Genomic DNA, 23,473 nt, shown 5'->3' with positions numbered 1-23,473 from the left:
GAGGGGGGAATCGGTTTCAGGCACCCCACCATTTTGCCTTATGCTCCGAGGCCATTCTGACGGGCAGCTGAACCGCGTTACTCGTGCGCTCCGGCGTCGTCTGCTGCCTGTTCGGCTTCTTGCTGCCCCGGCCCGTCGAGGGAACGCAGCGTCTCCAACTCATGATCGATCATGCGCTGCAATTCGTCACGGGCCAGCACCCGGGAACCTCCGTGTGCCAGCAGATACAGCAGCGCGTCGAGCCGTTCGATCCGCCAGGAACGGATGGCCACGGCGTCACCGGCAGCGGTGGCCCGGTGGATCTCCCGGTCGAAGAGGTTGGGCTCGTCGAGTTGGCGCTGGCGTAGCTCGGCGGTGAGCTTATCCTTCAGCGGGTCCTCTTCGATGTGGTCGGTGACCCGCAGCGACTCCGAATACCGGCGCGAGGCCTCGGCATCGCCGTCGCTGGCCGAGAGGTAGGCGGCAATCGCCAGCGCCGACTGGATGGACTTCCACCGGCCGAAGTTCCCGTCGAAGGGCAGCTCGGTCAGCACGCCCAGGGCCCGCCAGACGTTCGGCTGGTCATCGAGCTCGACGAAGAGCAGATGGGCTAGATCGCGGACGTCTTCCAGCTGGGCGCCGGACTTCGGGTTGAAACCGCGGCTGAGTTTGGCAATGGGTGCCAGCACCCGCTGGTCCCACGGGTATTCGCGGGCAATGGAGATCAGGATGGCCTCGGGCGAGCCGTCCTCCACCGGGATGACCGTCAGCTCATCCAGGGTCGCCTCCCGTGGGGGTTCGACGGTATGGACGCGGATGGTTGACCCGTGGGCGATGGTGACCTTCTGCCCGTTGTCCAGCGTGGCCTCGATATAGGCGGGGGTTCCGAAGCTGTCCGGAACCGTCCTCATCCCGGTCACCGGCCGACTCGGGGCACCGCTGCGGGTGATGAAACGGTTTCCGGTCGTCACTTTCTCTGCGCGGACGGCCCGGATGTAGTCATGCTGCAAGGTCACTACCTACTCGCACCAGCCCGCATGGGCCAGTGCCTGTCGAAGGATATTGGCGCGGCCACCGGCGAACTCGTCACGGATGGACGGGCTCAGGGCCTCGCTGGGGGTCAGCCAGGTCAGTTCGAGGGCGTCCTGGCGAGGGCTGCATTCGCCCCGGACGGGAATGACGTAGGCCAGCGCCACGGCATGCTGGCGTTCATCGGTCAGCCCGGTCTCCGAGGGGGAGGGGAAGTACTCGGCCACGGTGAAGGGCACCGGGCTCAAGGGCAATTGCGGCATCGCCAGCGGGCCCAGATCCTTCTCCATATGCCGGACCAGGGCGGCGCGGACCGTCTCGCGATACATGACGCGTCCCGAAACGAAGGTGCGGCTGAAATGTCCGGCGGCGTCGGCGGTGTAGAGCAGCCCGACTTCGTTGACATAGCCCAACGGGTCCAAACGGACCGGAATCGCTTCGACATAAAGCATGGGGAGTCGTTGCCGGGCCTCATAGAGGTCTTCTTCTGAGAGCCAGCCGGGATTGGGGTCCGGGGTACGAACGTTCATACCCTCATGTTTATCGCATCCGCACCGACACTTCACGCCCCCATTCCGGTGGGGGCCCGGATTGATGCAAAAGAAGCTCCGGCAGTCGCTGTGGGGAATAAGCTGGGGAGTCGGTGGGTTGACCACCGGTTGAGTGCCCCGATCGCCATCGGGGCCCGAAACTCCCGGCACGTCGACGGACCACGGTCACGGCTTGGTCCGCGGTCGATTAACCAGAGGAGCCTTATGCTTTCCGACAACAGCCCGGTGGCGCCCGGACAACCCGCGGCGGCAGCCTCCTCCCTGCCGTCGGACTACCGGTTGGACCCAGCGGCCAAGAAGACCATCGCCGTGTTGCTGGTTTCCACCTTCGTCGTGATCTTGAACGAGACCATCATGAACGTCGCCCTGCCGCGGCTCATGGTGGCCTTCGACGTCAGCGCCGATGCCGTGCAATGGGTGGCGACGGCCTTCTTGCTCACGATGGCCGTCGTGATTCCCATGACCGGTTATCTGCTCCAGCGCTTTTCCATGCGCACCGTGTTCATGCTCTCGATGGGCTTGTTCTCCGCCGGGACGTTGCTGGCAGGTTTCGCCCCCACCTTCTCGGTTCTGCTGGGGGCGCGAGTCATTCAAGCCAGCGGAACGGCGATCATGCTGCCCTTGTTGATGACCACGGTCCTGGACTTGGTACCGGCGGCACGTCGAGGCACCGTGATGGGCAATGTATCGATCGTGATTTCCGTGGCACCGGCCATCGGGCCGACGATCTCCGGGCTGATCCTGCAATTTTTGACGTGGCGTTTCATGTTCCTGCTCGTGCTGCCCATTGCGCTCGTTGCCTTGGTGATCGGCGCCCCACGGCTCTCGTCCGTGGCCCAGGCCGGCAGGAAGCCGCTCTCCGTTGTCTCGCTGCTGTTGGCGATCCCCGGCTTCGGCGGGCTCGTCTACGGGTTGAGCAAAATCGGTGGTGGCAGTGACAGCGCGGGCCAGGGGCCAGACGGTCTGGCCATCGTGGCGTTGGCGGTCGCCTTCGTGGCGTTGGCCGTGTTCACCCTGATGCAGTTGCGCCTGCAACGCACCGATACGGCACTGCTGGACCTGAGGCCCTTCACGTACCGGAATTTCACGTTGGCGCTGGTGTTGATGATGATGGCCATGGTCTCGCTCTTCGGAGTGATCATCCTGCTGCCGATCTACCTGCAGAATGTGCGGGATCTGGACACCTTGGCTACCGGATTGCTGCTGCTGCCCGGTGGGCTGCTCATGGGTCTGTTGGCGCCCCTGGTGGGACGACTTTATGACAAGGTCGGGCCGCGTCCGCTGCTGCTGCCCGGCACCGCTTTGCTCTCGGTCGTGATGTTCGCCTTCTCCCGGCTGGAATCGGAGACCCCGATCTGGTGGCTGCTGGTGCTGTACCTGGGCATGTCGTTGAGTTTCGCCTTCATCTTCACCCCGGCGTTCACCTCCGCGCTGAACCCCTTGCCACATCACCTGCACTCGCATGGTTCAGCGGTACTGAGCACCCTCCAACAGCTGGGGGGCGCCGCGGGAACCGCCCTGCTGGTCGGCATTCTGGCTTCCCGAACGGCGTCCTCGGCCCTGGCCGGAGCCTCCGACCTCGAGGCGCAGGTCATGGGGTTCCGGAGCGGATTCTTCGTTGCCGCCTGCCTGAGTGTTTCCCTGATCGTGATCAGCATCTTCCTCAACGGCCGGGACTCAGAAACGGTCGAGGAGTAGAAGGCATCTACCAGCCGGCACGGAAATACTGTGGGGGCCGCGGAATGGCTTCGCGATCCATGCCCAGGTCCCGGGCCGCGATGGCCGGCCAGTAGGGTTCGACCAGTGCTGCCCGGCCGATGCTGACCCCGTCGGCCTGTCCGGAGACCAGGAGCTGCTCGGCCTGCTGTGCCGTCGTGATCATCCCGACGGCGCTCACGAATGAGTCCGTGCCGGTCAGTGCCTCCTTGACTGCTGTGGCCAGTCCGACCTGGTACCCCGGGCCGCTGGGGCCGTGGAAGGGGCCGATACCACCGCTGGAGAGGTCGAAGGCGCTGACGCCCAGTTCGCGGGCCACGCGGACGAAGCGGACCGTATCGGCAATTCGCCAGCCGCCGGAGACCCAGTCCTCACCGGAGAGCCGGATCCCCAAGACCTTCTCCGCCGGCCAGACGGCACGGACCGCGGCGATGACCTCGCGAGCGTACCGCGTCCGGTTCTCGAAGCTGCCGCCGTATTCGTCGGTGCGTTGATTGGTCAACGGGGAGAGGAACTGGTGGATGAGGTAGCCGTGGGCGCCGTGAAGCTGGATGATGTCGAAGCCTGCTTCGTCCGCCCGTCGGGCGGCTGCTGTCCAGTCCTCCAGCGATGACCGGATCTGCTCGACCGTCATTTTCGTTGGCGCGTCCAGCCCGTGGACGTCGGTGACGGAGGGGGCCACGGTGGTCCAGCCGCCCTCCGCCACCGGGATCGTGCCGCGGCCGGCCGCCGCCGGAAGCGCGGGGTAGGTTGAAGCCTTGGCACCGGCGTGAGCTAGCTGGATCCCCGCTGCGGCACCGTGGGCATGGATGAAATCAACGATCGGGGCCCAGGCGTCGCGCTGGGCGTCGTTCCAGATCCCGGTGTCCTGATCGGAGATGCGTCCTTCGGGGGAAACGGCGGTGGCTTCGGTGAAGACCAGCCCGAATCCGCCGACGGCCCGAGACCCCAGATGCACCTGATGCCAGGCCTGCGCAATACCGTCCTTCGCGGTGACCGAATACTGGCACATGGGTGCGAGGACGGCACGGTTGCGCAGGATCAGGCCCGGGCCGGTCGGGGCGTTCAGGGTCACGGGCTCAAAAAGTCGGATCACATCGGCAAATAACGATGGCCGCCCCGGGGCTATTCCCCGCCTGCCCCGGCGAGCCGGTGGTAACCGTAGAGATCCTGTTGGGCCTCGTTGATCCAGATCGGCTCTCCGCCGTCCGGGTGCTCCACCAACACGGTGCGTCCATAGGACTCGTCGACCAGACTCGCCCCCAGCCCCGCGGTTTGTAGCCGGGTGAGCAGGACCTCGGCATCGTCGTCGTACTCGAAGCTGAGCGTGGCGAAGGCCCGGGTGCCGGAATGCGTGGCGACCAGGCCTCCGTTCTTGGCCCGGAACTGGACCCAGCCTCCGCTATCGCTGGCGATCTGGGGGCGTGCGCCGATATTGCGCAGGGTTTCGGCAGGACCCTGCGGTTCCGGTGTCATCCACAGCACGAGCACCTGCAGCGCCGGGTCGGCCTGTGCGGGCTCGGGGCGGGGCGACTGGGCGGTGACGGGGAAGGAGAGGCCATCGGGGCCGGTGATGGTCGCGGTGCTGCCATGGCCTTCTTCGGTCATCACCACGGCGGTGCCTGCCTCGCGGGTGCGCCGGGTGAATTCGTCCAGGTCACCGACCTCGAAGGACAGCAGTGTGGTGCCTGAGGGATGATCGGCATCGGTGGCGTGGAGTCGGACCCTGCCGGAGGCGGAGTCGAATTCATGCCAGCCGTCCGAGTTCACGGCATGGACGAGGCCGAGGGCCTCGAGCAGGGAGGTCCATGACCCGAGGTGGTCGGTGAAGTGGATGGGGGTCACGCGCAGCATGAGCACTACTCCTTCAGGTGTTCGGCCAGCGCCGCGGCAACATAGGCCGAGAGGGAGGTTTCGGCGTCGATGGCGGCATGTTTGATTTCCCGTACCAGCCCTGCGGGCAGGTAGACGTTGAATTGGATCTTTCGGTCCGGATCCGGGGTTGCTTCAGCAGACATAATTAGGATGCTAGCAAAGTAGATTGCTTGCGTATAGACCTTGGTGTCCGGACCTGCTGAACTGGGCGCATGGCGATCACCCTGCCCGAACTTCTGGTCCCCGATGCCGCCGTGTGGCGCGAATGGCTGGCCGAGCATCACACCGAGGCCGCGGGGGTGCGGCTAGTCCTGCATAAACAGGGCGGGAAGACGACGACGTTGACCCGGGCGGCTGCGCTCGACGAGGCCCTGTGCTTCGGGTGGATCGACGGACAGGCAGGTCGCCGCGATGAAGGCAGCTACCTGCTGCGCTTCACCCCGCGCCGGTCCGGCAGCGCCTGGTCGGCCATCAACGTCGGACTCGTGGATCGGCTGGTGGGAGCAGGACGGATGGCCCCCGCAGGGATGGCCGAAGTCGAAGCGGCACGCGCTGATGGACGCTGGGACAGCGCCTATGTCGGTCAGGCGACAGCCAAGCCCTCCGAGGAGCTATCCGCCGCGTTGGACGCAAATCCCGCGGCTGGCATGGCCTACGCGAGACTGAACAGCACCAACCGCTACGCGCTGTACTACCGGATCCACACACTCAAACGTGAGGAGTCCAAAACCCGCAAGATCGCCGAATTCGTGGCCATGCTCGAACGCGGGCAAGCCCCGTATGCCCAGCCGGGCTTTGCCGAAGCACCCAAACGGAGGAACACCCGAACCTGAGGCCGTGAGCGGGCCCCGGCAGCACGCTTTTTGTTGAGCCGCCCTTCACCCTTGACGGCGACCGGCAAACGCGCAATGGTTCAGCTACGGCGGTTCCACCGCGGTTGATCGAAGTGCCCGCCGCGTCATGAATCGATGGCAAATTGAGGTGGCGTCATGAGTAGGGTTCCCGCGAGTGCACGGGTAGTTGTCATCGGAGCCGGAATCGTGGGAAATTCCATCGTTCACCACCTGGCCCGGCTGGGTTGGCGGGATATCGTCCAACTCGATAAAGGGCCGATGCCGAATCCGGGGGGTTCCACCGGGCACGCCTCAAACTTTCTGTTCCCGGTGGACCACTCACGGGAAATCACCGATCTGACGGCCGACAGTATCCGCCAGTACAAGGACCTCGGCGTCTTCACGCAATCCGGCGGGTTCGAAGTTGCCCGCACCGAGGAGCGGATGCAAGAGCTCTACCGACGCTTGACCTCGGCCCGGGCCTGGGGCCTTGAATCGGAGATGGTCTCACCCGAAGCGGTGGTCGAACGCGTCCCATATCTCGAGCCCTCGGTCATCCGCGGCGCCTTCTGGTCCCCGGGGGTCGGCGTCGTTGATTCCCAAGGGGCCGGCACGTTGATGCGTGAGGCGGCCATGGGGCTTGACGCGCTGCAGGTCTGCGCCACGGTGGAGGTGACGGGCATGGATGTCGAGGCCGGGCGGATTCGCCGCGTGCATACCGACGCCGGAACCATCGAAACCGACACCGTCGTCATTGCCTGCGGAGTCTGGTCACCGAAACTGGCCCGGATGGCCGGGGCCTCCATCCCCTTGAGCCCCACCGTCCACCAGATGATCAGCGTCGGGCCGGTTCCGCAGTTCGCCGGCACCAGCGGAGAAATTTCCTTCCCCATCATCCGTGACATGGACACCGGCTGCTATGAACGCCAGCACGGCGGTGACCTGGAGATCGGCTCCTACGCACACCGGCCCATCCTGCACGACGCCGAAGACATCCCCTCCATCGCCCAGTCCAAACTCTCGCCCACCGAAATGCCCTTCACGGAAGACGATTTCGATCTGCAACTGGAGCAGGCCTTGGAATTGATGCCCGATATTCTGGGCAACCCCGAGGTGGAAATCCGGTACGCGATCAACGGGCTGCTCTCGCTGACCCCCGATGGTGCCCCGTTGTTGGGTGAAACCCCCGAGGTGGCAGGACTGTGGTCCGCAGCCGCCGTCTGGGTCAAGGAGGGCCCCGGTGTTGGACGGATGATCGCCGAGTGGATGACCACCGGCACGCCGGAATACGATACGCACACCTCGGACATCGCCCGGTTCTACCCGAACCAACGCACGCGGACCCACGTGAAGGCCCGGGTCGAGGAAGGCTTCAACAAGACCTACGGCATCGTGCACCCGGGCGAACAATGGCTCAGCAACCGCAATATCCGTCTCGCGCCGATGCACCCCGCCGAAACGGAACTCGGGGCCACCTTCTTCGAGGCCGCCGGCTGGGAGCGACCGCAATGGTACGCCTCCAACGCTCCGTTGCTGGCCGAATACGGCGAGGCGGTCATGGACCGGAGTGCCGAATGGGACTCCCGCTGGTGGTCACCCATCATCAACGCCGAGCATCTGGCGATGCGCGAGCGCGCCGGAATGGTCGACCTCTCAGCCTTCGCCATCTTCGACGTCGTGGGACCCGGGGCCCTGGACACCGTGCAAAAGGTGGCGGTGGCCCAAATGGATGTGGCGGTGGGGCGGGTCATCTACACCCCGGTGTTGGACGCTCGCGGTGGTTTTCGTGCTGACCTGACCATCATGCGCCTGGGCGAGGGCCACTTCAGGGTGGTCACCGGTGGCGGGAGCGGGAACATCGACCGCAAATGGTTCTCCGACCGGCGACCGGATCCGAGGACCACCCACGTTGTCGATCGCACCTCCGAACTGACCACCATCGGCCTCTGGGGTCCGCGGGCCAGAGACATCCTCGGACGGATCACCGACTCGGATATTTCGTCCGAGGGCTTCAAATTCGCCCACTGCCAAAACCTGGAAGCGGGTCCGCTGGTCGTTCACGCCTCACGGATCTCCTACGTCGGTGAACTGGGGTGGGAACTCTATGTGCCGATGGAGCAAGGGGCCCGTCTCTGGTCGCTGTTGGCCGAGGCCGGACGCGAGGATGGTCTGGTGCCGGTGGGCAACGGCGTCTACGGGACCACCGGCCGGATGGAGAAGGGGTACCGGGCGTTCGGTGCGGAACTGGACGCGGAGCGGACCATCGTGGAGACCGGAATGATGCGTCCGCGGGCGAAGACCGAGGAGTTCATCGGCCGCGAGGCATATCTGCGTCAGCGGTCGGAAACGCCGCTGCGGGTCCTGTGCACGCTGCAGGTGGAGGATCACCGGGACGGCGAGGGCATTTCCCGTTACATGCTCGGCGGCGAAGCGGTCACCGGCCCCGAAGGCGAACCACTGCTCGACGGGCACGGGCGTAGCTCCTATGTCACCTCGGCAGGATCGGCGCCATCACTGGGCGTGCACCTGCTGATGTCCTTCCTTCCTCCCGCGCAGGCCCGCATCGGAACCCGACTGGCCGTGAACTACCTGGGCCGCTCCTATCCGGCCACCGTGGCGGCCACCGATGCGACCCCGCTATTCGACCCCGAGAACCTCAGGATCAGGAGCTGAAGATGGTCAATGTATTGGTCTGCATTAAACGGGTCCCGGAAACCTCGGGCGAAATCCTCTTGAGCCAGGACGCTCGCAGCATCGACGCCCGCCATGTCGGCTATACGCTCAGCGAGCATGACGAATGCGCGATCGAACTCGGCGTCGGACTGGCGGCGGACACGGGCGGAGACGTCAGGGTCCTGAGCATCGGCACCGCCGAGGCGGCAGAACAGCTCCGGCACGCGGTGGCGCTGGGGGCAGGTGCGGCCACCCTGATCACCGTGGACCCCGAAACCTACGGCCCAGCGGATGTGGCGGCGACGATCGCTGCTGAAGTCAGGGCTTCGGAGACCACCTACGACCTGATCCTGGTCGGCAACGATGCCGCCGATACCGGCGACTTCCAGGTCGGCGTCCGGCTCGGATACGCCCTCGAGAGGCCGGTCCTGACGGGGATCAATACCGCGGAAATCCACGGCTCCTCGGTCCAGGCCCGAGGGGCAGGACCACAGGGGACCGACGTGTTCGAGGTCCCTTTGCCTGCGGTGATCGCCGTGCAGGAGGGAGGAGTGGAACCGCGATATCCGTCGATCCGGGGACGGATCAAGGCCAAGAGATTGACCATCGACCGCAAGGACTCCCACATTGAACCGGTCGGCTCCGGCCGGATCCGACTCACGTTGCCACCGGCGAAACCCAGCACCGTCCAGATCCTGGGTGAGGGGCCCGATGCCGTCCCGGCACTCGTCGAGGTGCTCGCCGCCAGCGGGGTGTTGAACCGATGATTCTCGTCCTCGTGGAAACCGACAACAGCGGGGCCACCCTCACCTCGCTGGAAACCCTGACCTTCGCACGAGAATTGGCCGGCAGACTCGGCGACGAAACCGTGGAGGCCCTGGTCGTGGGCCCCCTGGGCGCCGGCGAAGCATCGCCCACCGGTGCCCAGACGGCGCAGCGGGTGAAGGAACGGCTGTCGACGCAATTAGCTGAACACTCAGTGCGTTCCATTCACCATGCCACCGGCGAACGGCTGGAACGCTACGGCGCGGCCGCCTGGGCCACCGCACTGGGAGCCCTTCCCGCCGAGTACCTCCTCGCCGCAGGCACCCCGCGCGGCAGCGAGGTGCTGGCCCATATGGCCGCCCGGACGGGGGCCATGATGGCGGCCAACGCCGTGGGCATCGTCGGCACCGAACCCCTGATCGTCTCGCGCCAGGTGATGGGTGGGGCGGTGTTCGAGCACATGCGGCTTGACGGGTCCCCGCAGATGATCACCGTCGCCGGGCATGCTGTGGACCCGGTGGCCGCCGAGGAGCCCAGCGAGCCGCCCTGGCATGAATTCGAGCCTGAGCTCTCCGACGCCGACCTGGTCACCGCCGTCGTACGGGTCGAAACCGGCGCACCGGATGCCACCTCGACGCTGACCGGGGCCCGGGTAGTGGTCGGGGCAGGCCGCGGAGTGGGCAGCGCCGATGGTTTCGATGACCTGCTCGAACTGAAGGAGCAGCTGGGGGCCGCCATGGGGGCATCCCGGGTGGTCACCAGCCTCGGCTGGCGCCCCCACCACGAACAAATCGGCCAGACAGGCAGCAGGATCTCCCCGGATGTCTACCTTGCCTGCGGGATTAGTGGCGCCGTTCAGCATTGGGCCGGCTGCCAGTCGGCCAAGATGATCGTGGCCATCAACACCGATCCCGATGCGCCCATGGTCACCCAGGCCGACTATGCCATCATCGGTGATCTGCACCAGGTGGTGCCGGCTCTCACCGCCGAACTACGGCGGCGGGAGTCCTCGGGTGGATGAGTTTCGGGCCCGGTAGCCTCATGGGGCCGGAGGCTGAGTGTGGCGGACAGGAGAATGATGAGAACCTCGAGCAACCGAACCGTTGCGGGCTTCAGGCAGTCCACATGGTTCAAGATGGTCTGGATATCCCCCCTCGTGATCGTGGTTCTGGCCGCGGCGGTCCTGGGCGCCAGAGGGTATCTGGGAAGCTCTGCGGGACGAGAATTCCTGGCGGACTACCCGGGCCAGCCGCCGGCCACCGCGGACACCCCCAACGGTTTTCCCTGGTGGCTGCAATGGCAGCACTTCTTCAACTTCTTCCTGATTTTCCTGATCATCCGCGCCGGGTGGATGGTGCGGACCCAACGGACCCCTGAAGCCTATTGGACCCGCACGGTAGGCCCCCGCAATCGGCAGAACCCTCCCGCCAAAATGAGCATCTACCTGTGGCTGCACTACAGCCTGGGCTCGCTCTGGATCCTCAACGGGGTGGTCTTCTACATCCTGCTCTTTTCCACCGGGCACTGGAGGCGGATCATTCCGACCGGGTGGGACGTCTTCCCCCAGGCGTTCTCGGCGGGACTGCAATACCTATCGCTGGAGTGGCCGATGGAATCAGCCTGGCAGAACTACAACGGAATCCAGCTGCTGGCCTATTTCGTCACCGTGTTCATTGCCGCCCCGCTGGCGGTGGTGACCGGCCTGCGGATGTCTTCGGTGTGGTCCAACCAATGGAAAATCAATCGCTATTATCCGGTCCTGCTGGCCCGGGCCATTCACCTGCCGGTGATGTTCTACTTCGTGGTGTTCATCTTCGTGCACGTGCTGTTGGTCTTCACCACCGGCATGCGCCGCAACCTCAACTACATGTACAGCAGTCAGGGGCAGGACACGGTCAATTGGGTGGGATTCTGGGTCTTCGTCGTCGCGGCGATCATCGTGGTGGCCGGCTGGATCGCCGCCCGGCCACTGTTCCTGCAGCCGGTCGCCCAGCTCACCGGCAAGGTCACCCGGCGCTAGCCGGGGGAGGGCGCGGGGCATCGGCGGCCGGGCCTCCTAACGCTGGTAGCGCTGGACGAAGTTGCGCAGGATCAGGCCCGGCCAGGTGACATCGGCCGCATAGGCGAGCTCGGTCAGCGGGCCGGCCTCCTCGGGAGGGAAATAGCCGGCGTCACGGTAGATCGCAATGCGCGTGGCCAGCCCGTCGCCGTCGAGCTCCGGATGGAACTGGGTGGCATAGAGGTTCGTGCCGATCCGGAACATCTGCACCGGGCAAGGCCCCGAGGTCGCCAACAGGACGGCGTGCCGGGGCAGTGTCGAAACGGCTTCCTTATGCCCGACGAAGGCCTCGAAGGCGGGAGGCAACCCTGCCGTGAGCGGATCGCGGGCCCCTGCCTCGGTCAGCTCGATATGGGAGAGCCCGACCGGTTCGGAATGGGTCCGATCCACGGTGCCCCCCTGATGGGTCCCCAGGGTCCCGATGCCGTAGCAGGCGCCCAGAAACGGGAAGTCATGCTCGATGAGCTGGTCCAACAGTGCCGAGATCTCGGATTCGACCCGTAGTTGGGACTTGGATTTACGGGCCGGGTCATCCGAAGAGTTGAACGGACCGCCGCCGAGCATGATGCCCGAATAGGCCTCCAGTTCCAGCGGTTCCGGCAGCGGGGAGGCGCCCAGAGCCATCACGGCCAGCATCGAAGCCGGCAGACCCGAGGCGGCCAGGAATCCACGGACCTCGTCCTGGGCAGCCACGGGGTCCTCGCGGGTGGACAGCAGCAGGAAGGGGCGGGCGCCGGAAACGGGACTCATGAGCGAATCCTACGACGTCCCGAGGGGTGGAGTGTCCGCGACGCAGACGCTAGAGTGGCATTTGAGTTAACAACCATTAACCGGGTGGATCATGTCCACCCCTCGGGAGGAAAAATGGAGATCGCCGGGGCCTCGGCCCTCATCACCGGTGGCGCGTCCGGCCTGGGTGCCGCAACCGCCAAAAAACTCTACGACGCAGGAGCCCATGTGGTCCTGCTCGACCTGCCCGGCTCGGCCGGCGAGGATGCCGCCATCGGCCTGGGGGAGCGCGCTCGCTTCGTCGCCGCGGACGTCACCAACGAAGACGAAGTCCGGCGGGCCGTCGAGGTCGCCAGCGATATGGCACCACTGCGCATCCTGGTCAACTGTGCCGGGGTGGCGACACCGGGCAAGGTGTTGTCCCGGGACGGCGTCCTGCCGCTGGCCTCCTTCGAGAAGGTGGTGGCCGTGAATTTGATCGGCACGTTCAACGTCGTTCGGCTCGCCGCCGAAGCCATGGCGGGAACCGAGCCGCTCCTCGATGACGAGACCGGGACCGAGGAGCGCGGTGTCATCGTGAACACCGCTTCGGTCGCGGCTTTCGACGGCCAGATCGGGCAGCCCGCCTATGCGGCCTCCAAGGGCGGCGTCGCGGCCATGACCCTTCCACTGGCCCGCGAGCTCGCCCGGCAGCAGATCCGCGTCATGGCCATCGCACCGGGGATCTTCGAAACCCCGATGCTCGCCGGTCTGCCGCAGGAAGCCCAGGATTCCCTCGGCGCCCAGGTGCCCCACCCCTCACGGCTGGGCAAGCCGGCCGAATACGCTGCGCTGGTCGAACACATCATGTCCAACCAGATGCTCAACGGCGAGACCATTCGGCTCGACGGGGCCATCCGCATGGCCCCGAAATAAGGACTGACATGACCGTGAAGAACGAGGGCGGCAACCCTGCCCGCCGACCCCGCGAACTCCCGGGGGCCGACTTCCTGGACATCGAGTCACAACTCGATGACCGGGAACGAGCCAAGCTGGCCGAGGTGCGTGCCTTCGTCGCCGAACACGTCACCCCCTATGCCGGGCACTGGTGGACGGCGGAGGAATTCCCCTTCGACCTGCTGCCGAAGCTCGGGGCGTTGGGGGTGAGCACGCCGACCCGGCACGGCTATTCGACGCTGTTCCACGGCCTGCTCATCGCCGAACTCGCCCGGGCCGACGCCTCGCTGGCCACGTTCTTCATGATCCACCATGACCTTTTCGTGGAGTCCCTGCACGACTTCGGCACCGCGGGTCAGCGCGAACGCTATTTGGCCGACGCGGCTGCCCTGCGCACCACCGGGGCCTTTGCCCTGACCGAGCCCGATCACGGTTCCGATGTCGCCAAGGGGATGGCCACCCGGGCCAGACGGGAAGGCGATACCTGGGTGATCAACGGAGCCAAACGGTGGATCGGCAACGGCACGTTCTGCGAGCACCTGCTGCTTTGGGCCCTCGACGAGGACACCGGTGAGGTGCGCGGGTTCGTCCTGGACACCTCCCTGCCCGGGGTGAAAACCTCAAAAATTGAGCAGAAGATCTCGCTGCGAACCGTCCAGAACGCCGACATCCTGCTTCAGGGCGTGCGGGTCCCGGAGGAGGACCGTTTCCCCGGGATTGATTCCTTCGCCGATATCAACCAGTTGTTGCGCTCCAGCCGCATCATGGTCGGGTGGCTCGCCGTCGGACAACAACTGGCAGCCTTCGAAGTTTTGCGGGCCTATGTGCTCGAACGTGAACAGTTCGGTCGGCCGTTGGCTTCCTTCCAGCTCATCCAGCAGAAGCTGGCCACCATGTTGGGAAATGCCACGGCGTCGATGGCGTTGATGACCCAGATCGCCCACGCACAATCGCGGGGAACCGAGAAAATGGAGCAAGCGGCCCTGGCCAAGGCGTTCGCCACCGAGAGGATGCGCGAGACCGTGGCCTTGGGCCGGGCCGCGATGGGTGGGAACGGGATCGTCGCCGACCAGCGGATGGCCAAGATCTTCGCCGATGCCGAAGCCATCTACACCTACGAGGGCACCTATGACATCAACCAGCTGATCGTCGGCCGGGCGGCCACCGGAATTTCGGCCATCGCCTGAGGCCCGGTTCGAAGCGGGCACCGTCGAGCATTACGCTGGGGCGGTGCCCTCGTTTCGTGCCCAGTTGAACATCCTGTCCCTGCGTCCCGGGAACCGCCCCGAAGCGGTGATGGACGCGGCCGTCGCTTCCCTGGCCGAGCGCCACCATGTGGAAGCAAACCAACTCGATATCGTCGCCGGCATCCCACGGATCACCCTGCGCTTCACCGTTGAGGAAGAAGAGTACGACGCCGATCTGCGCGCCGCCCGTGCGGCTGCTGCGCTGATGCGTGCCGCCGTTGAAGAGGTGGCTGCCACCCAGCGACTGGTCGTGCTGCGCCGGGTGCGCGGCCGGTGGACGGCGCTCTAGAACTCGGTGCGCTGCCCGCGGGCTGCGCGGCGTTCGGCGTGGCCGATCTGGTACCTGCGGTTCTCCGTGGCCAGGAGCACGATGAACGCGCACAGCCCACAAACGATCGCCACCGGTGCCGAGGACTGCAGGGTGATGAGCCGGTCCAGCATGACCCAGAACAGTCCCCAGGCGAAGCCCAACGCCACCACGATGCGGCCCCGTTCGGACATGGAGAAACTGGCGGCGGCCCACGTGCAGCCGACGATCGCCAGGACGGCCCACAACGAGGCCGGAAGGAGCAGGGTGAACCCGGCGCGGGTCAACGCGATGGATAGCGTCGCCGGCAACAGGACCAGCATCCAGCCCAGGAAGAGAGCCGCCGGACCGTCAACGAAAACCCGCTCCATATTCGAACGGGCGGTGCGCTGGTTCATCCGACGGACCGCATAGACCAGGACGGTGGTCAGCGCCAACGCCACGACCACCGACAGGAACACCAGTGAGGAACGGGCGCAGAGCAGCCATAAGGCCCCCAGGAGCCCGGCGCCGGCGGTGAGATAGCCGATCTCGCGTTGCCGGTAGGAGGAACGTTGGCTCGGATGCCATTGGAAGATCGCATAGAGAGCGATCCAGATGAACAGGATGCCCCAGATCATGAACGAGTTGCTATTGGGCGCCAAGAGGGCATTTTCGGGGCCATAAGCCGAATGGGCCGCCGAATGCGCGGTGCTGCCCCCGAACCAACCCAACCCCATGAAACCCAAGAAGAGGGAAGCCGCGGCCACCACTGAAACGATGATGCGGCGCATCAGGTCCGAACGATGCTCGGGTGGATCGGGGTCGCTGGAAGGCAAGTTATAGGGCGGGACGTAGATCGGGCCCTCGTCGTCCACCCAGAAGGGGCTCGTATTGCGCAGCTGTTCCGCGGTGCGGGGGACTTCCGCGGCGTCGACGATCGCTTCGCGGGCATTTTCCACCAGGGACTCGAGATCGTTGCTGGAGGCGGTGGCCCGGGCGGCAGCTTCCTCGGCGGCCCGTTGGGCTGCTTCGGCCTCGGCGGCCAGGCGGGCCGCTTCATCGGCAGCCCGTTGACGTTCGGCGGAGGCTTCGGCTTCAGCTGCTTCGGCCGCTTCGCGTTCGGCCCGCTGACGGGACTTTTCCTCGCGGGCCTTCGCCCGGGCCTCGGCGCGACGGCGGGAGGCTTCACGCTGGGAAGCGATGGTCCGCGCGGTACCGGTTTTCGTCTTGCGGGCCAGTTCCTGCCAATCGGGGGAGTCGATTCCGTCGAGCCACGTGTTCAACCGGGTCTTGGCGTTCTCGTCGGGTAGCCGCCCGCGGGCCCCGTCGGTGGCCATATGCCGTGAGGGAGCGTCGGCGGCGTCCAAGAAACCTTCTGGGTGGCGTGTGGGCTTCGGCGGCAGCGTGGTGGAGTACACCGTGGAGGAAGCGTCGTCGTGCGCTGCTGACGGGGGGTCCGCCGGTGCGGAGGTCTCCGGGCGAGGGGGCGCGGGGGGCTGATGGGCACGCAGACGCTCCAGCGCCTCGGAGGCAGCCGAAGTCTCCTGGCGTGTTTCTGTCATGACGTGGAATCCCCTTTACCCGCTATTTTCATGGCAATGATTCCTCCCCATACCACCGCTCATAGCCTACCCAATGTGAGGGTGCTGTTTGGGGACGTTAGCGCGGATTCGGCCCCAGCTGTGGCCGGATTGTGACCCCGACCTGCCTCTTTAGCTCCGACGAATGGACGTAACAGCTCCGACATGGTCCAGCAGCTAGTGGACGGGGCCCGGAAATTCGCCCAGATTCCGTTCCGAGGTGAACGTGACCGGGGTGTGGGCCAGCGGGTCGGTGAAGGAGATGGAATGCGCCAACAGCTGCAACGGGCGGGTGAAATCATCCGGCGCCTTCTCCAGCAGGTCGGGATAGAACGCGTCGTTGATGATTCCCAGACCGAGGGCCGCCATATGCACGCGCAGCTGGTGGGTCTTGCCCGAATGCGGGCGCAGCCGGAAGAGCCCGACGGCGGTGCCCGCGTGGACACCGGTGCTCACGCCGGTGCGCAACACATCGACCCGGGTTTCGGCGTTCGGTTCCCCGGGCTGGGTCAAAGCCAGCAGATGGCCCTTTTCCTTGACCATCCGGTTGCGGTACTCGGCCGGGAAATCGGTGGCGGTGGCCCGGTGGCTACCGGTGATCTGCCGGACTGCCTGGCCGTGCCGGCCCGGGGCGGAGTCCAGGAACGGTTCCGTTGCGGCCGCGGCCTCATCCCATGTGGCGGGCAGAGTGGCGACGCAACGGTACTCCTTCTGGATTCTGCGATGTTCGAAGAGGACCTGGTAGGCGCCGCGGGTGGCCGGATTCGTGGAAAAGAGGATGATGCCGGCGGTGGCCCGGTCGAGCCGGTGCATCGGCACCAGGTCAGGGAGGTCCAGCCGATTGCGCAGACGCACCAGCGCCGACTCCTGGATGAACCGGCCGCCGGGGGTGCTGGGCAAAAAATGTGGTTTATCCACGACCAGCAGGTTCTCGTCCTGGAACAGGATCGTTTCGGTCACCGGCAGGATCGGTTCGTCGGGGAGGTTGCGGTAGTACCAGAGGAAATCATGCACGCCCAGCGGCGTTTTCGTGGTCAAGGGTTCGGCGCCCAAGCCCACGACTTCCCCCTCACGGAAACGGCGGACGATCCCTTCGGGGTCGACATGACCGAAGCGTTCGAGCATGTAGTCCATGACCGTCGCCCAGGGTCCCTCCCTCGGGATGCGCAACCGGGTGGCGTTGACGCCGTTGCGGACGGGAAGGGGGGATTGCATGGCCATGGAATAAGTTTCCCACGTCAGCGGGCAGGCCCGATTCAGGCGAAGGGATCCGTCTGGCAGCCGGGGCAGAAGTAGAGGTCACGTTCGTTCAGGTCGATGCCGCGTTCACACCGTTCAGTGCCGGTAGCCTGTTGCTGGGCATCGACCTTGACCTGGCCGGTGCCGCCCTCGGGCAGAGGTCCGCCGGTCTCCGGGATCCGACGTCCCGCAGATATCCGTTCCTCGGTACGGGGCAGCCCGGCTGACGGACGGGGCTGGCCGAGCTTGCGATATTCGATGGTGTCCCCGCAACGTAGGCAGGGCTTCCCAGCTCGCCCGTAGACCCAGTACTGGTCGCGCATCGGAGGGGTCGTGGTGACCCGACGGGAGCGGTCCTTATTGGCATGCAGGAGTTGGTGGGCCAGATCGACCAGATAGGCGGGGTCGGGCACCAGACTGGTGGGGGTGCGGGGGTGCAGGCCCAGCAGGAAGAGCAGTTCCGAGCGGTAGATGTTCCCCAGCCCGGCGATGACCCGCTGGTCCAGCAAGGTCAGGGCGATGGGCCGGTCGGGCATCATGGCCAGGCGGCGATGTACCTCCTCGGCATCCCAGGAAGCGCCCAGCGGGTCGGGTCCCAGATGGCCGACGGCGTCTGGTTCATCGACGGTGCGGATCACCCGCAGGAAACCCAAATCGAAGCCGACCGCCTGGAAGTCGGGGTTGCGCAGCACGCAGCGCGCCTTGAAGGCCGGGGCGCGCCAGCGCTCTCCCGTGGCGTAGACATCCCAATGACCGTCCATCATCAGGTGCGAATGGATGCTCAGGTCGGCGACCCGGATGAGGAGATGCTTGCCCCGGGAGATGACCGAGGAGACCGTCTGGGAGGCCAAGTTCAAGGTGGCATAGGACGGAACCCGGAAATCGCTGGACTGCAGGACCCTGTTGCTCAGTGCCGCATCGAGCCGACGGGCTGCCCGGTAGACGCTGTCACCCTCTGGCACTGCTGGTCACTTCCTTCGTTGCTAGCTTCATCGCTGGCCCACTGTGTGGAGTGGCTCACACTATACCGGTCGTCGTCAAAGGACTCACGGGCGGAAGCGCAGCCCGTTGGGTGAGGAGTGGAATCCCGCAGCCAATAAAGCCCTAGCCAGCGCCGTATCGGGGACGGGGGCGCCATTGACCTTATCCAGCGCGATCCGCTCCACCCGTGCGGTCCGCAGGGCCGCCACGAGCGCCCGAGCCGCGGCGTCGAGCTCGGTCTGGTCGTCGGTGAAGGCCAGGGCCGTTCGGCCGCCACGCTCCAAATACAGGCCCAACCGGCCATCGAGGAGAACGACGACGGCGCCGGCCTTGCGTCCCGGGCGTTGCCCCGTGGGGGAGGGGGCATCGTCGGCGGAGCCCAGGACCGGCCAAGGCAGTGCCGCGCCGTAGGGGTTGGCCGGGTCGGTGGCCGCCAGGGCGATGGCTGCCGGGACCCGCCCGGAGCCCCCGGCGTGGGAGGCTGCAGCATCGAGATCGGTATCCCGGGTGTGTCCGCGCAGCCGGTCCACGGTCGCGGGGACGGAGAACTGGGCCGCCCCGAGGCGTTCGATGAAATACCCCCTGCGGGTCCTGCCCGATTCCTCCAGCCGGGCCAGGACCCGGTAGAGCCTGCCGAAACCACCGGGCACGTTCTCCGCCATCACCGAACCGCGGGTGAGCACCCCGTACCTGTCGAGCAGGAATTCGGCGCCGGCATGAGCCCGGATCGTCGGGTCGGCCTCCGGTGCAGGGAGCAGGGACCAGCGTCCTGCGGCTTGAGGCTGGGCCGGGGCGACGGGCGCTGAGGAGGCGACAGCGCCGGGTCGCAGGCCGGAGGCATGCATTCCCGGACCCCGGGGCGAGCGCATCCGCCCCAGCCGGGGCGACCTGGCCCGGGGGGAGGCCCCGCGGGGTTTATGGGCGGTCCGTCCACCGCCGAGCAGCCCGCGCACCGGGGCGAAGGTGTCGTTGCCGATCCTGCCGGACCACACCAGTTCCCAGAGCGCGGTCAGCACGGATTCGTCCTGACCGGTGACGGCCAGACCCTCGGTGACCTGGCGGAAGAAGAAGCCGCCCCCGCTGCCCAGTACCTCAAGGATCCGCAGCTGCAGCTCGGAGGGCTCGAAATCGGGGTCGGGGTTCAGCGTCAGTGCTGCCTCCGCCGCGGGGTGCAGGCTGATCCAGCCGTCGTTTCCCGCCAGCGTCCCGGCACCGGACCACAGCACCTCCCCAGTGGCCATCAACTCGTCGAGCATTCCCGGCTGGTAGTCCGAAACCCGGGCAGGGAAGACGAAGGCCTCCCAGGCGCTCGCCGGAACCGGTACCCCGGCCAGCTGGTCGATCACCGTGGCCACGCCGTCGATACCGCGCAGGTTCTCGCCCACGAACTGCCAGTCGGGAAGGAACCTGCCGAACGTGGCATCGTCCACGGGTTCGACCTCGGCCCGCAATGCGGCCAGCGAGCGCCTGCGGATCCGGCGCAGCACCTCGGCGTCGCACCATTCGCTGGCCGCCGGCGCCCCGGCTGCCGAATCGCCGGTGGCGGGCCGGAACTCGCCTTCGACCACCCGTGATTCGGTACCCAGACGCTTGAGGACCGACAGGACGACGGCGGTGCCCAACCCCAGTGCGGTGGCTGCCTCGGACACGGTAAAGGGACCGTGGGTGCGCCCGTAGCGTCCGACGAGGTCGCCCAACGGGTCGGCCACCGGTTCGATGAAGGCCAACGGGATGCCCATCGGCAGGGGGATCCCCAACCCGTCGCGTAACCGGGCGGCATCCTCGATCGCCGCCAGCACCGGTTCCCCGGCCAGGTTGATGCGCAGGGCCCGGTTGCTGCGCAGCAGGGCCTCGGCGTAGCCGGCCGCCTCGTCGACGGTGGCTGGCGCAGGCACCGGTTCGACACCGGGAACGTTCTTCTCCGGCTCGACGCTGGGGTCCACCGTCTCGGGCTCCTCCGGTTCGGCGGCAGGCCGCAGCCGGGCGGCCAGCTCCTCGATCCCCAACGGGCCGAGCAGGCGCAACAGATCGGCGGCCCCCTCCAGACCCTTGAGCCGACGGTGGGGGGCCACCCGTTGGAGTTCGGCCTCGGTGCTGGCGATGACGTCGGGGTCCAGCAGATCGCGTAGCTCGGTGCGGCCCAGCAGGTCGCCCAACAGGGACGGGTCGATCGACAGGGCTGCCGCCCGGCGTTCGGCCAGCGGGGAGTCGCCCTCGTAGAGGAATTGGGCGACATAGCCGAAGAGCAGGGTCTGGGCGAAGGGTGAGGGCTGGCGGGTGGTCGTCTCCACGATCCGCAGCCCCCTGCCCTGCAGCTCGGCGGCGATCGAGCGCAGCGAGGGAAGGTCGTAGACGTCTTGCAGGCATTCCCTGACCGTCTCGAGGATGATCGGGAAGGACGGGTATTTGCGCGCCACATCCAGCAGCTGGGCCGAGCGTTGGCGTTGCTGCCACAGCGGGCTGCGTTTGGCGGGGTTCTGCCGAGGCAGCAGCAAGGCCCGGGCCGCACATTCGCGGAAACGCGAAGCGAACAGGGCCGAGCCACCCACCTCGTTCGTCACGATGGCATCCAGCTCCTCGGGATCGAAGAGGAAGAGCTCGGCCCCGGGCGGCTCGTCGTCCATCATCGGCACCCGCAGGACGATCCCGTCGTCGGCGGCCATCGCCGACCCGTCCATCCCGAAGCGTTCGTGCAGCCGGGCCCCCACGGCCAGCGCCCACGGGGCGTGCACCGGCATGCCAAACGGGGAGTGCAGGACCACCCGCCAGTCGCCGAGCTCGTCCTGGAAGCGTTCAACCACCAAGGTGGTGTCGCTGGGGATGATGCTGGTGGCTTCCTGCTGTTCGGCCAGGTAACCGGTGAGGTTGGCCGCGGCCCAGCCGTCCAGGCCGATCGCTGCCAGCCGGGCCCCGGCATCGTCGTCGCTGGCTCCGCCAATTTCGCGGCGGAACCTGCCCAACGCCCGGCCCAGCTCGGCGGGACGACCCAGCGAGTCGCCCTTCCAGAAGGGGAGTTTGCCGGGCTGGCCGAAGGCGGGGGAGACCAGGACCTTATCGTGGGTGATGTCCTCGATCTTCCAGCTCGTCGCCCCCAAGGCAAAGACGTCGCCGACCCGGGATTCGTAGACCATCTCCTCGTCGAGTTCGCCCACCCGGCGCCCGCCGCCACTCTGGTCCTCGGTGCCGATCAAAAAGACCCCGAACATGCCCCGGTCCGGGATGGTGCCCCCGGAGGTCACGGCCAGACGTTGGGCCCCGGGCCGACCGGACAGGGTGCCGGCATCGCGGTCCCAGATGATGCGTGGACGTAGTTCGGCGAACTCATCGGAGGGGTATTTGCCGGCCAAGAGGTCAAGGGTCGCGTCGAAGGCCGAACGGGGCAGTGCGGCAAAGGGCGCCGACCGGCGGACGACGTCGAACCATTCCTCCGCATCGACCTCACCCAACGCTGCGGCGGCGACGGTCTGCTGGGCCAGGATATCCAGCGGGTTCGCCGGAATGGACAGCGCCTCGATGGCCCCGGAGCGCATGCGTTCGACGGTGATGGCCGTGTTGACCAGATCCGAGCGCTGCTTGGGGAAGAAGGCCCCGGTGGACACCTCCCCGACCTGGTGTCCGGCCCGGCCCACGCGTTGCAGCCCGGAGGCCACCGAATGCGGGGATTCGACCTGGATGACCAGATCCACCAGTCCCATGTCGATGCCCAGCTCCAGCGAGGAGGTGGCCACGACGCAGCGCAAGTGCCCGGACTTCAGATCATCCTCGATGCCGGCGCGTTGATCCTTGGAAACCGAACCGTGGTGGGCCCTGGCCAGCACGGCCTCGGCGCCTGAGCTGGCACCTGCCTGCGCCATGACCTGCGCGGGCGGATGCTGCGGTGCGGGGGCGATGGACGGTTCGGTGGCCGGTTCGGCCCACGGATCGGAGCCGGTCAGTTCCTGCCGGGCCGCGTGGATCTCGTTCAGGTTCGCCGTCAGCCGTTCGGCCAGGCGTCGGGAGTTCGCGAAGACGATCGTGGAGCGGTTGGCCTCGATGAGGTCCACGATCTTCTCCTCCACATGCGGCCAGATGCTCGCCTGCGGTTGGAAGCCGGCCAGCTCATCGAGCTCGCTGGTCTCGGCCGCGGCGGGCAGGTTCGTCATGTCTTCCACCGGGACGGTGACCGTCAGGTCCCAGGTCTTCTCCGAGGGCGGAGCCACGATGTCCACCGGCCGGGAACCGCCCAGGAACCGGGCGACCTCGGCCCGGGGTTCCACGGTGGCGGAGAGCCCGATGCGTTGCGCCGGGCTTTTCAGCAGGGCATCGAGCCGTTCGAGCGATACCGCCAGATGGGCACCGCGTTTGGTGCCGGCGACGGCGTGAACCTCGTCGATGATGACCGTGTCGATGCCGGTGAGTGTCTGGCGGGCCTTGGAGGTCAGCATCAGAAACAGTGACTCGGGGGTGGTGATGAGGATATCCGGCGGGGTCGTCAGCAGTTTGCGGCGGTCATTGGCCGGGGTGTCTCCCGAACGCACGCCAACACTGACCTCGGGGGCCGGCAGGCCGAGTCGTTGGGCCATCTGGGTGATCCCGATCAGCGGTGCGCGCAGGTTGCGTTCGACGTCGACGCCGAGCGCCTTCAACGGGGAGATGTACAGGACCCGGGTCTTGCGTTTCGGGGCCTTCGCCTTCTTCCCTGGTGCAGCGACTGCGTCGTGAGCTTCGACTACTGGGAGGGCGGGTTGTTCGGTGCTGCTGCGGATGAACCCGTCCAGGGCCCAGAGGAAGGCGGAGAGGGTTTTGCCCGAACCGGTGGGGGCGACGACCAGGGCGTTGCTGCCGGCGGAGACCGCATCCCAAGCGCCGAGCTGGGCGGCCGTCGGCGCGGCAAAGGCACCCGTGAACCACTCGCGGGTCGCGGGCGTGAACTTCTGGAGCACTGCGGCTGCTGCGGGCTTTTCTGCCATCGCTGAAAGCCTACGCCGAAGCACCGACGAGTTGGCGCGGGGG

At 66.6% G+C, this 23,473-nt stretch carries 19 protein-coding genes; 9 read left to right on the top strand and 10 right to left on the bottom strand.

The window, feature by feature from the left end:
• Positions 1–77 precede the first annotated feature (77 nt).
• Positions 78–995: a DUF6707 family protein gene (locus FM101_RS00395; protein WP_086993823.1), complete on the bottom strand. Its 918-nt coding sequence runs from the start codon at positions 993–995 to the stop codon at positions 78–80.
• Between the two features lie 3 nt (positions 996–998).
• Positions 999–1,538, bottom strand: a complete 540-nt coding sequence (locus FM101_RS00390) for an NUDIX hydrolase family protein (protein WP_086993820.1) — start codon at positions 1,536–1,538, stop codon at positions 999–1,001.
• Between the two features lie 225 nt (positions 1,539–1,763).
• Here FM101_RS00390 and FM101_RS00385 point away from each other — a divergent pair, with 225 nt between their 5' ends.
• The gene (locus FM101_RS00385) at positions 1,764–3,257 is read left to right on the top strand and encodes an MDR family MFS transporter (RefSeq protein WP_086993816.1); all 1,494 of its coding nucleotides are present in this window, start codon (positions 1,764–1,766) and stop codon (positions 3,255–3,257) included.
• 7 nt (positions 3,258–3,264) lie between these two features.
• Here the strand turns inward: FM101_RS00385 and FM101_RS00380 are convergent, their stop codons facing one another.
• From FM101_RS00380 to FM101_RS00370, 3 genes are read right to left on the bottom strand one after another with little or no spacing between them, the layout of a single operon-like run.
• Positions 3,265–4,350 carry an NADH:flavin oxidoreductase/NADH oxidase gene (locus tag FM101_RS00380; RefSeq protein ID WP_241895504.1) on the bottom strand — a complete coding sequence of 362 codons (1,086 nt, stop codon included), beginning with the start codon at positions 4,348–4,350 and terminating at the stop codon, positions 3,265–3,267.
• A 50-nt stretch (positions 4,351–4,400) separates the two neighbouring features.
• Complete coding sequence (locus tag FM101_RS00375; RefSeq protein ID WP_143269138.1) at positions 4,401–5,129, bottom strand: VOC family protein; 729 nt, start codon at positions 5,127–5,129, stop codon at positions 4,401–4,403.
• A gap of 5 nt (positions 5,130–5,134) precedes the next feature.
• Positions 5,135–5,293, bottom strand: coding sequence for a CopG family transcriptional regulator (locus tag FM101_RS00370; RefSeq protein ID WP_086993808.1), 159 nt, complete (start codon positions 5,291–5,293; stop codon positions 5,135–5,137).
• A 69-nt stretch (positions 5,294–5,362) separates the two neighbouring features.
• Between FM101_RS00370 and FM101_RS00365 the strand changes: the two genes are divergently transcribed.
• From FM101_RS00365 to FM101_RS00345, 5 genes are all read left to right on the top strand, one after another.
• Positions 5,363–5,983: a YdeI/OmpD-associated family protein gene (locus FM101_RS00365; RefSeq protein ID WP_086993805.1), complete on the top strand. Its 621-nt coding sequence runs from the start codon at positions 5,363–5,365 to the stop codon at positions 5,981–5,983.
• Between the two features lie 156 nt (positions 5,984–6,139).
• On the top strand, positions 6,140–8,656 hold the full coding sequence (locus FM101_RS00360; RefSeq protein ID WP_086993802.1) for a GcvT family protein: 2,517 nt from the start codon (positions 6,140–6,142) through the stop codon (positions 8,654–8,656).
• Positions 8,657–8,658: 2 nt separating this feature from the next.
• Positions 8,659–9,423, top strand: coding sequence for an electron transfer flavoprotein subunit beta/FixA family protein (locus tag FM101_RS00355; protein ID WP_086993799.1), 765 nt, complete (start codon positions 8,659–8,661; stop codon positions 9,421–9,423).
• A gap of 11 nt (positions 9,424–9,434) precedes the next feature.
• Positions 9,435–10,442, top strand: a complete 1,008-nt coding sequence (locus FM101_RS00350; RefSeq protein WP_241895503.1) for an electron transfer flavoprotein subunit alpha/FixB family protein — start codon at positions 9,435–9,437, stop codon at positions 10,440–10,442.
• Between the two features lie 114 nt (positions 10,443–10,556).
• A complete protein-coding gene (locus tag FM101_RS00345; RefSeq protein ID WP_241895502.1) occupies positions 10,557–11,441 on the top strand; it encodes a cytochrome b/b6 domain-containing protein in 885 nt (294 codons plus the stop codon).
• 36 nt (positions 11,442–11,477) lie between these two features.
• On the opposite strand, the gene FM101_RS00340 is transcribed toward FM101_RS00345, so the two are convergent.
• A complete protein-coding gene (locus FM101_RS00340) occupies positions 11,478–12,230 on the bottom strand; it encodes a glutamine amidotransferase (RefSeq protein ID WP_086993791.1) in 753 nt (250 codons plus the stop codon).
• Positions 12,231–12,344: 114 nt separating this feature from the next.
• Between FM101_RS00340 and FM101_RS00335 the strand changes: the two genes are divergently transcribed.
• The 3 genes from FM101_RS00335 to FM101_RS00325 are packed head-to-tail and all read left to right on the top strand — an operon-like array spanning position 12,345 to position 14,681.
• Positions 12,345–13,124, top strand: coding sequence for a 3-hydroxyacyl-CoA dehydrogenase (locus FM101_RS00335; protein ID WP_086993788.1), 780 nt, complete (start codon positions 12,345–12,347; stop codon positions 13,122–13,124).
• Positions 13,125–13,132: 8 nt separating this feature from the next.
• Positions 13,133–14,332 carry an acyl-CoA dehydrogenase family protein gene (locus FM101_RS00330; protein WP_086993785.1) on the top strand — a complete coding sequence of 400 codons (1,200 nt, stop codon included), beginning with the start codon at positions 13,133–13,135 and terminating at the stop codon, positions 14,330–14,332.
• Positions 14,333–14,375: 43 nt separating this feature from the next.
• Positions 14,376–14,681 (top strand): hypothetical protein, encoded by a 306-nt coding sequence (locus FM101_RS00325; RefSeq protein WP_086993782.1) that lies wholly within the window; start codon positions 14,376–14,378, stop codon positions 14,679–14,681.
• Here the strand turns inward: FM101_RS00325 and FM101_RS00320 are convergent.
• From FM101_RS00320 to FM101_RS00305, 4 genes are all read right to left on the bottom strand, one after another.
• The gene (locus FM101_RS00320) at positions 14,678–16,243 is read right to left on the bottom strand and encodes a hypothetical protein (protein WP_086993779.1); all 1,566 of its coding nucleotides are present in this window, start codon (positions 16,241–16,243) and stop codon (positions 14,678–14,680) included. The genes FM101_RS00325 and FM101_RS00320 overlap by 4 nt on opposite strands.
• Before the next feature lie 195 nt (positions 16,244–16,438).
• Positions 16,439–17,476, bottom strand: coding sequence for a pseudouridine synthase (locus tag FM101_RS00315; RefSeq protein WP_086993886.1), 1,038 nt, complete (start codon positions 17,474–17,476; stop codon positions 16,439–16,441).
• Positions 17,477–17,517: 41 nt separating this feature from the next.
• Entirely contained in the window at positions 17,518–18,462 is a 945-nt protein-coding gene (locus tag FM101_RS00310) for a DNA-formamidopyrimidine glycosylase family protein (protein WP_086993776.1), read from the bottom strand.
• 84 nt (positions 18,463–18,546) lie between these two features.
• The gene (locus FM101_RS00305) at positions 18,547–23,430 is read right to left on the bottom strand and encodes an Lhr family ATP-dependent helicase (RefSeq protein WP_086993773.1); all 4,884 of its coding nucleotides are present in this window, start codon (positions 23,428–23,430) and stop codon (positions 18,547–18,549) included.
• Between the last annotated feature and the right edge of the window lie 43 nt (positions 23,431–23,473).

The organism is Arthrobacter rhombi, from assembly GCF_900163545.1.
GTDB lineage: Bacteria > Actinomycetota > Actinomycetes > Actinomycetales > Micrococcaceae > Arthrobacter_H > Arthrobacter_H rhombi_A.
The sequence above is the reverse complement of the archived record's forward strand: the minus strand, read 5'-3'. Positions and strand labels throughout refer to the sequence as shown.

What these genes read in the sequence shown, in the direction of transcription:
- FM101_RS00390 (WP_086993820.1), bottom strand. Translation starts at nt 1,538, where the DNA reads ATGAACGTTCGTACCCCGGACCCCAATCCCGGCTGGCTCTCAGAAGAA.
- FM101_RS00385 (WP_086993816.1), top strand. Translation starts at nt 1,764, where the DNA reads ATGCTTTCCGACAACAGCCCGGTGGCGCCCGGACAACCCGCGGCGGCA.
- FM101_RS00375 (WP_143269138.1), bottom strand. Translation starts at nt 5,129, where the DNA reads ATGCTGCGCGTGACCCCCATCCACTTCACCGACCACCTCGGGTCATGG.
- FM101_RS00370 (WP_086993808.1), bottom strand. Translation starts at nt 5,293, where the DNA reads ATGTCTGCTGAAGCAACCCCGGATCCGGACCGAAAGATCCAATTCAAC.
- FM101_RS00365 (WP_086993805.1), top strand. Translation starts at nt 5,363, where the DNA reads ATGGCGATCACCCTGCCCGAACTTCTGGTCCCCGATGCCGCCGTGTGG.
- FM101_RS00360 (WP_086993802.1), top strand. Translation starts at nt 6,140, where the DNA reads ATGAGTAGGGTTCCCGCGAGTGCACGGGTAGTTGTCATCGGAGCCGGA.
- FM101_RS00355 (WP_086993799.1), top strand. Translation starts at nt 8,659, where the DNA reads ATGGTCAATGTATTGGTCTGCATTAAACGGGTCCCGGAAACCTCGGGC.
- FM101_RS00345 (WP_241895502.1), top strand. Translation starts at nt 10,557, where the DNA reads ATGGTCTGGATATCCCCCCTCGTGATCGTGGTTCTGGCCGCGGCGGTC.
- FM101_RS00340 (WP_086993791.1), bottom strand. Translation starts at nt 12,230, where the DNA reads ATGAGTCCCGTTTCCGGCGCCCGCCCCTTCCTGCTGCTGTCCACCCGC.
- FM101_RS00335 (WP_086993788.1), top strand. Translation starts at nt 12,345, where the DNA reads ATGGAGATCGCCGGGGCCTCGGCCCTCATCACCGGTGGCGCGTCCGGC.
- FM101_RS00330 (WP_086993785.1), top strand. Translation starts at nt 13,133, where the DNA reads ATGACCGTGAAGAACGAGGGCGGCAACCCTGCCCGCCGACCCCGCGAA.
- FM101_RS00320 (WP_086993779.1), bottom strand. Translation starts at nt 16,243, where the DNA reads ATGACAGAAACACGCCAGGAGACTTCGGCTGCCTCCGAGGCGCTGGAG.
- FM101_RS00315 (WP_086993886.1), bottom strand. Translation starts at nt 17,476, where the DNA reads ATGCAATCCCCCCTTCCCGTCCGCAACGGCGTCAACGCCACCCGGTTG.
- FM101_RS00305 (WP_086993773.1), bottom strand. Translation starts at nt 23,430, where the DNA reads ATGGCAGAAAAGCCCGCAGCAGCCGCAGTGCTCCAGAAGTTCACGCCC.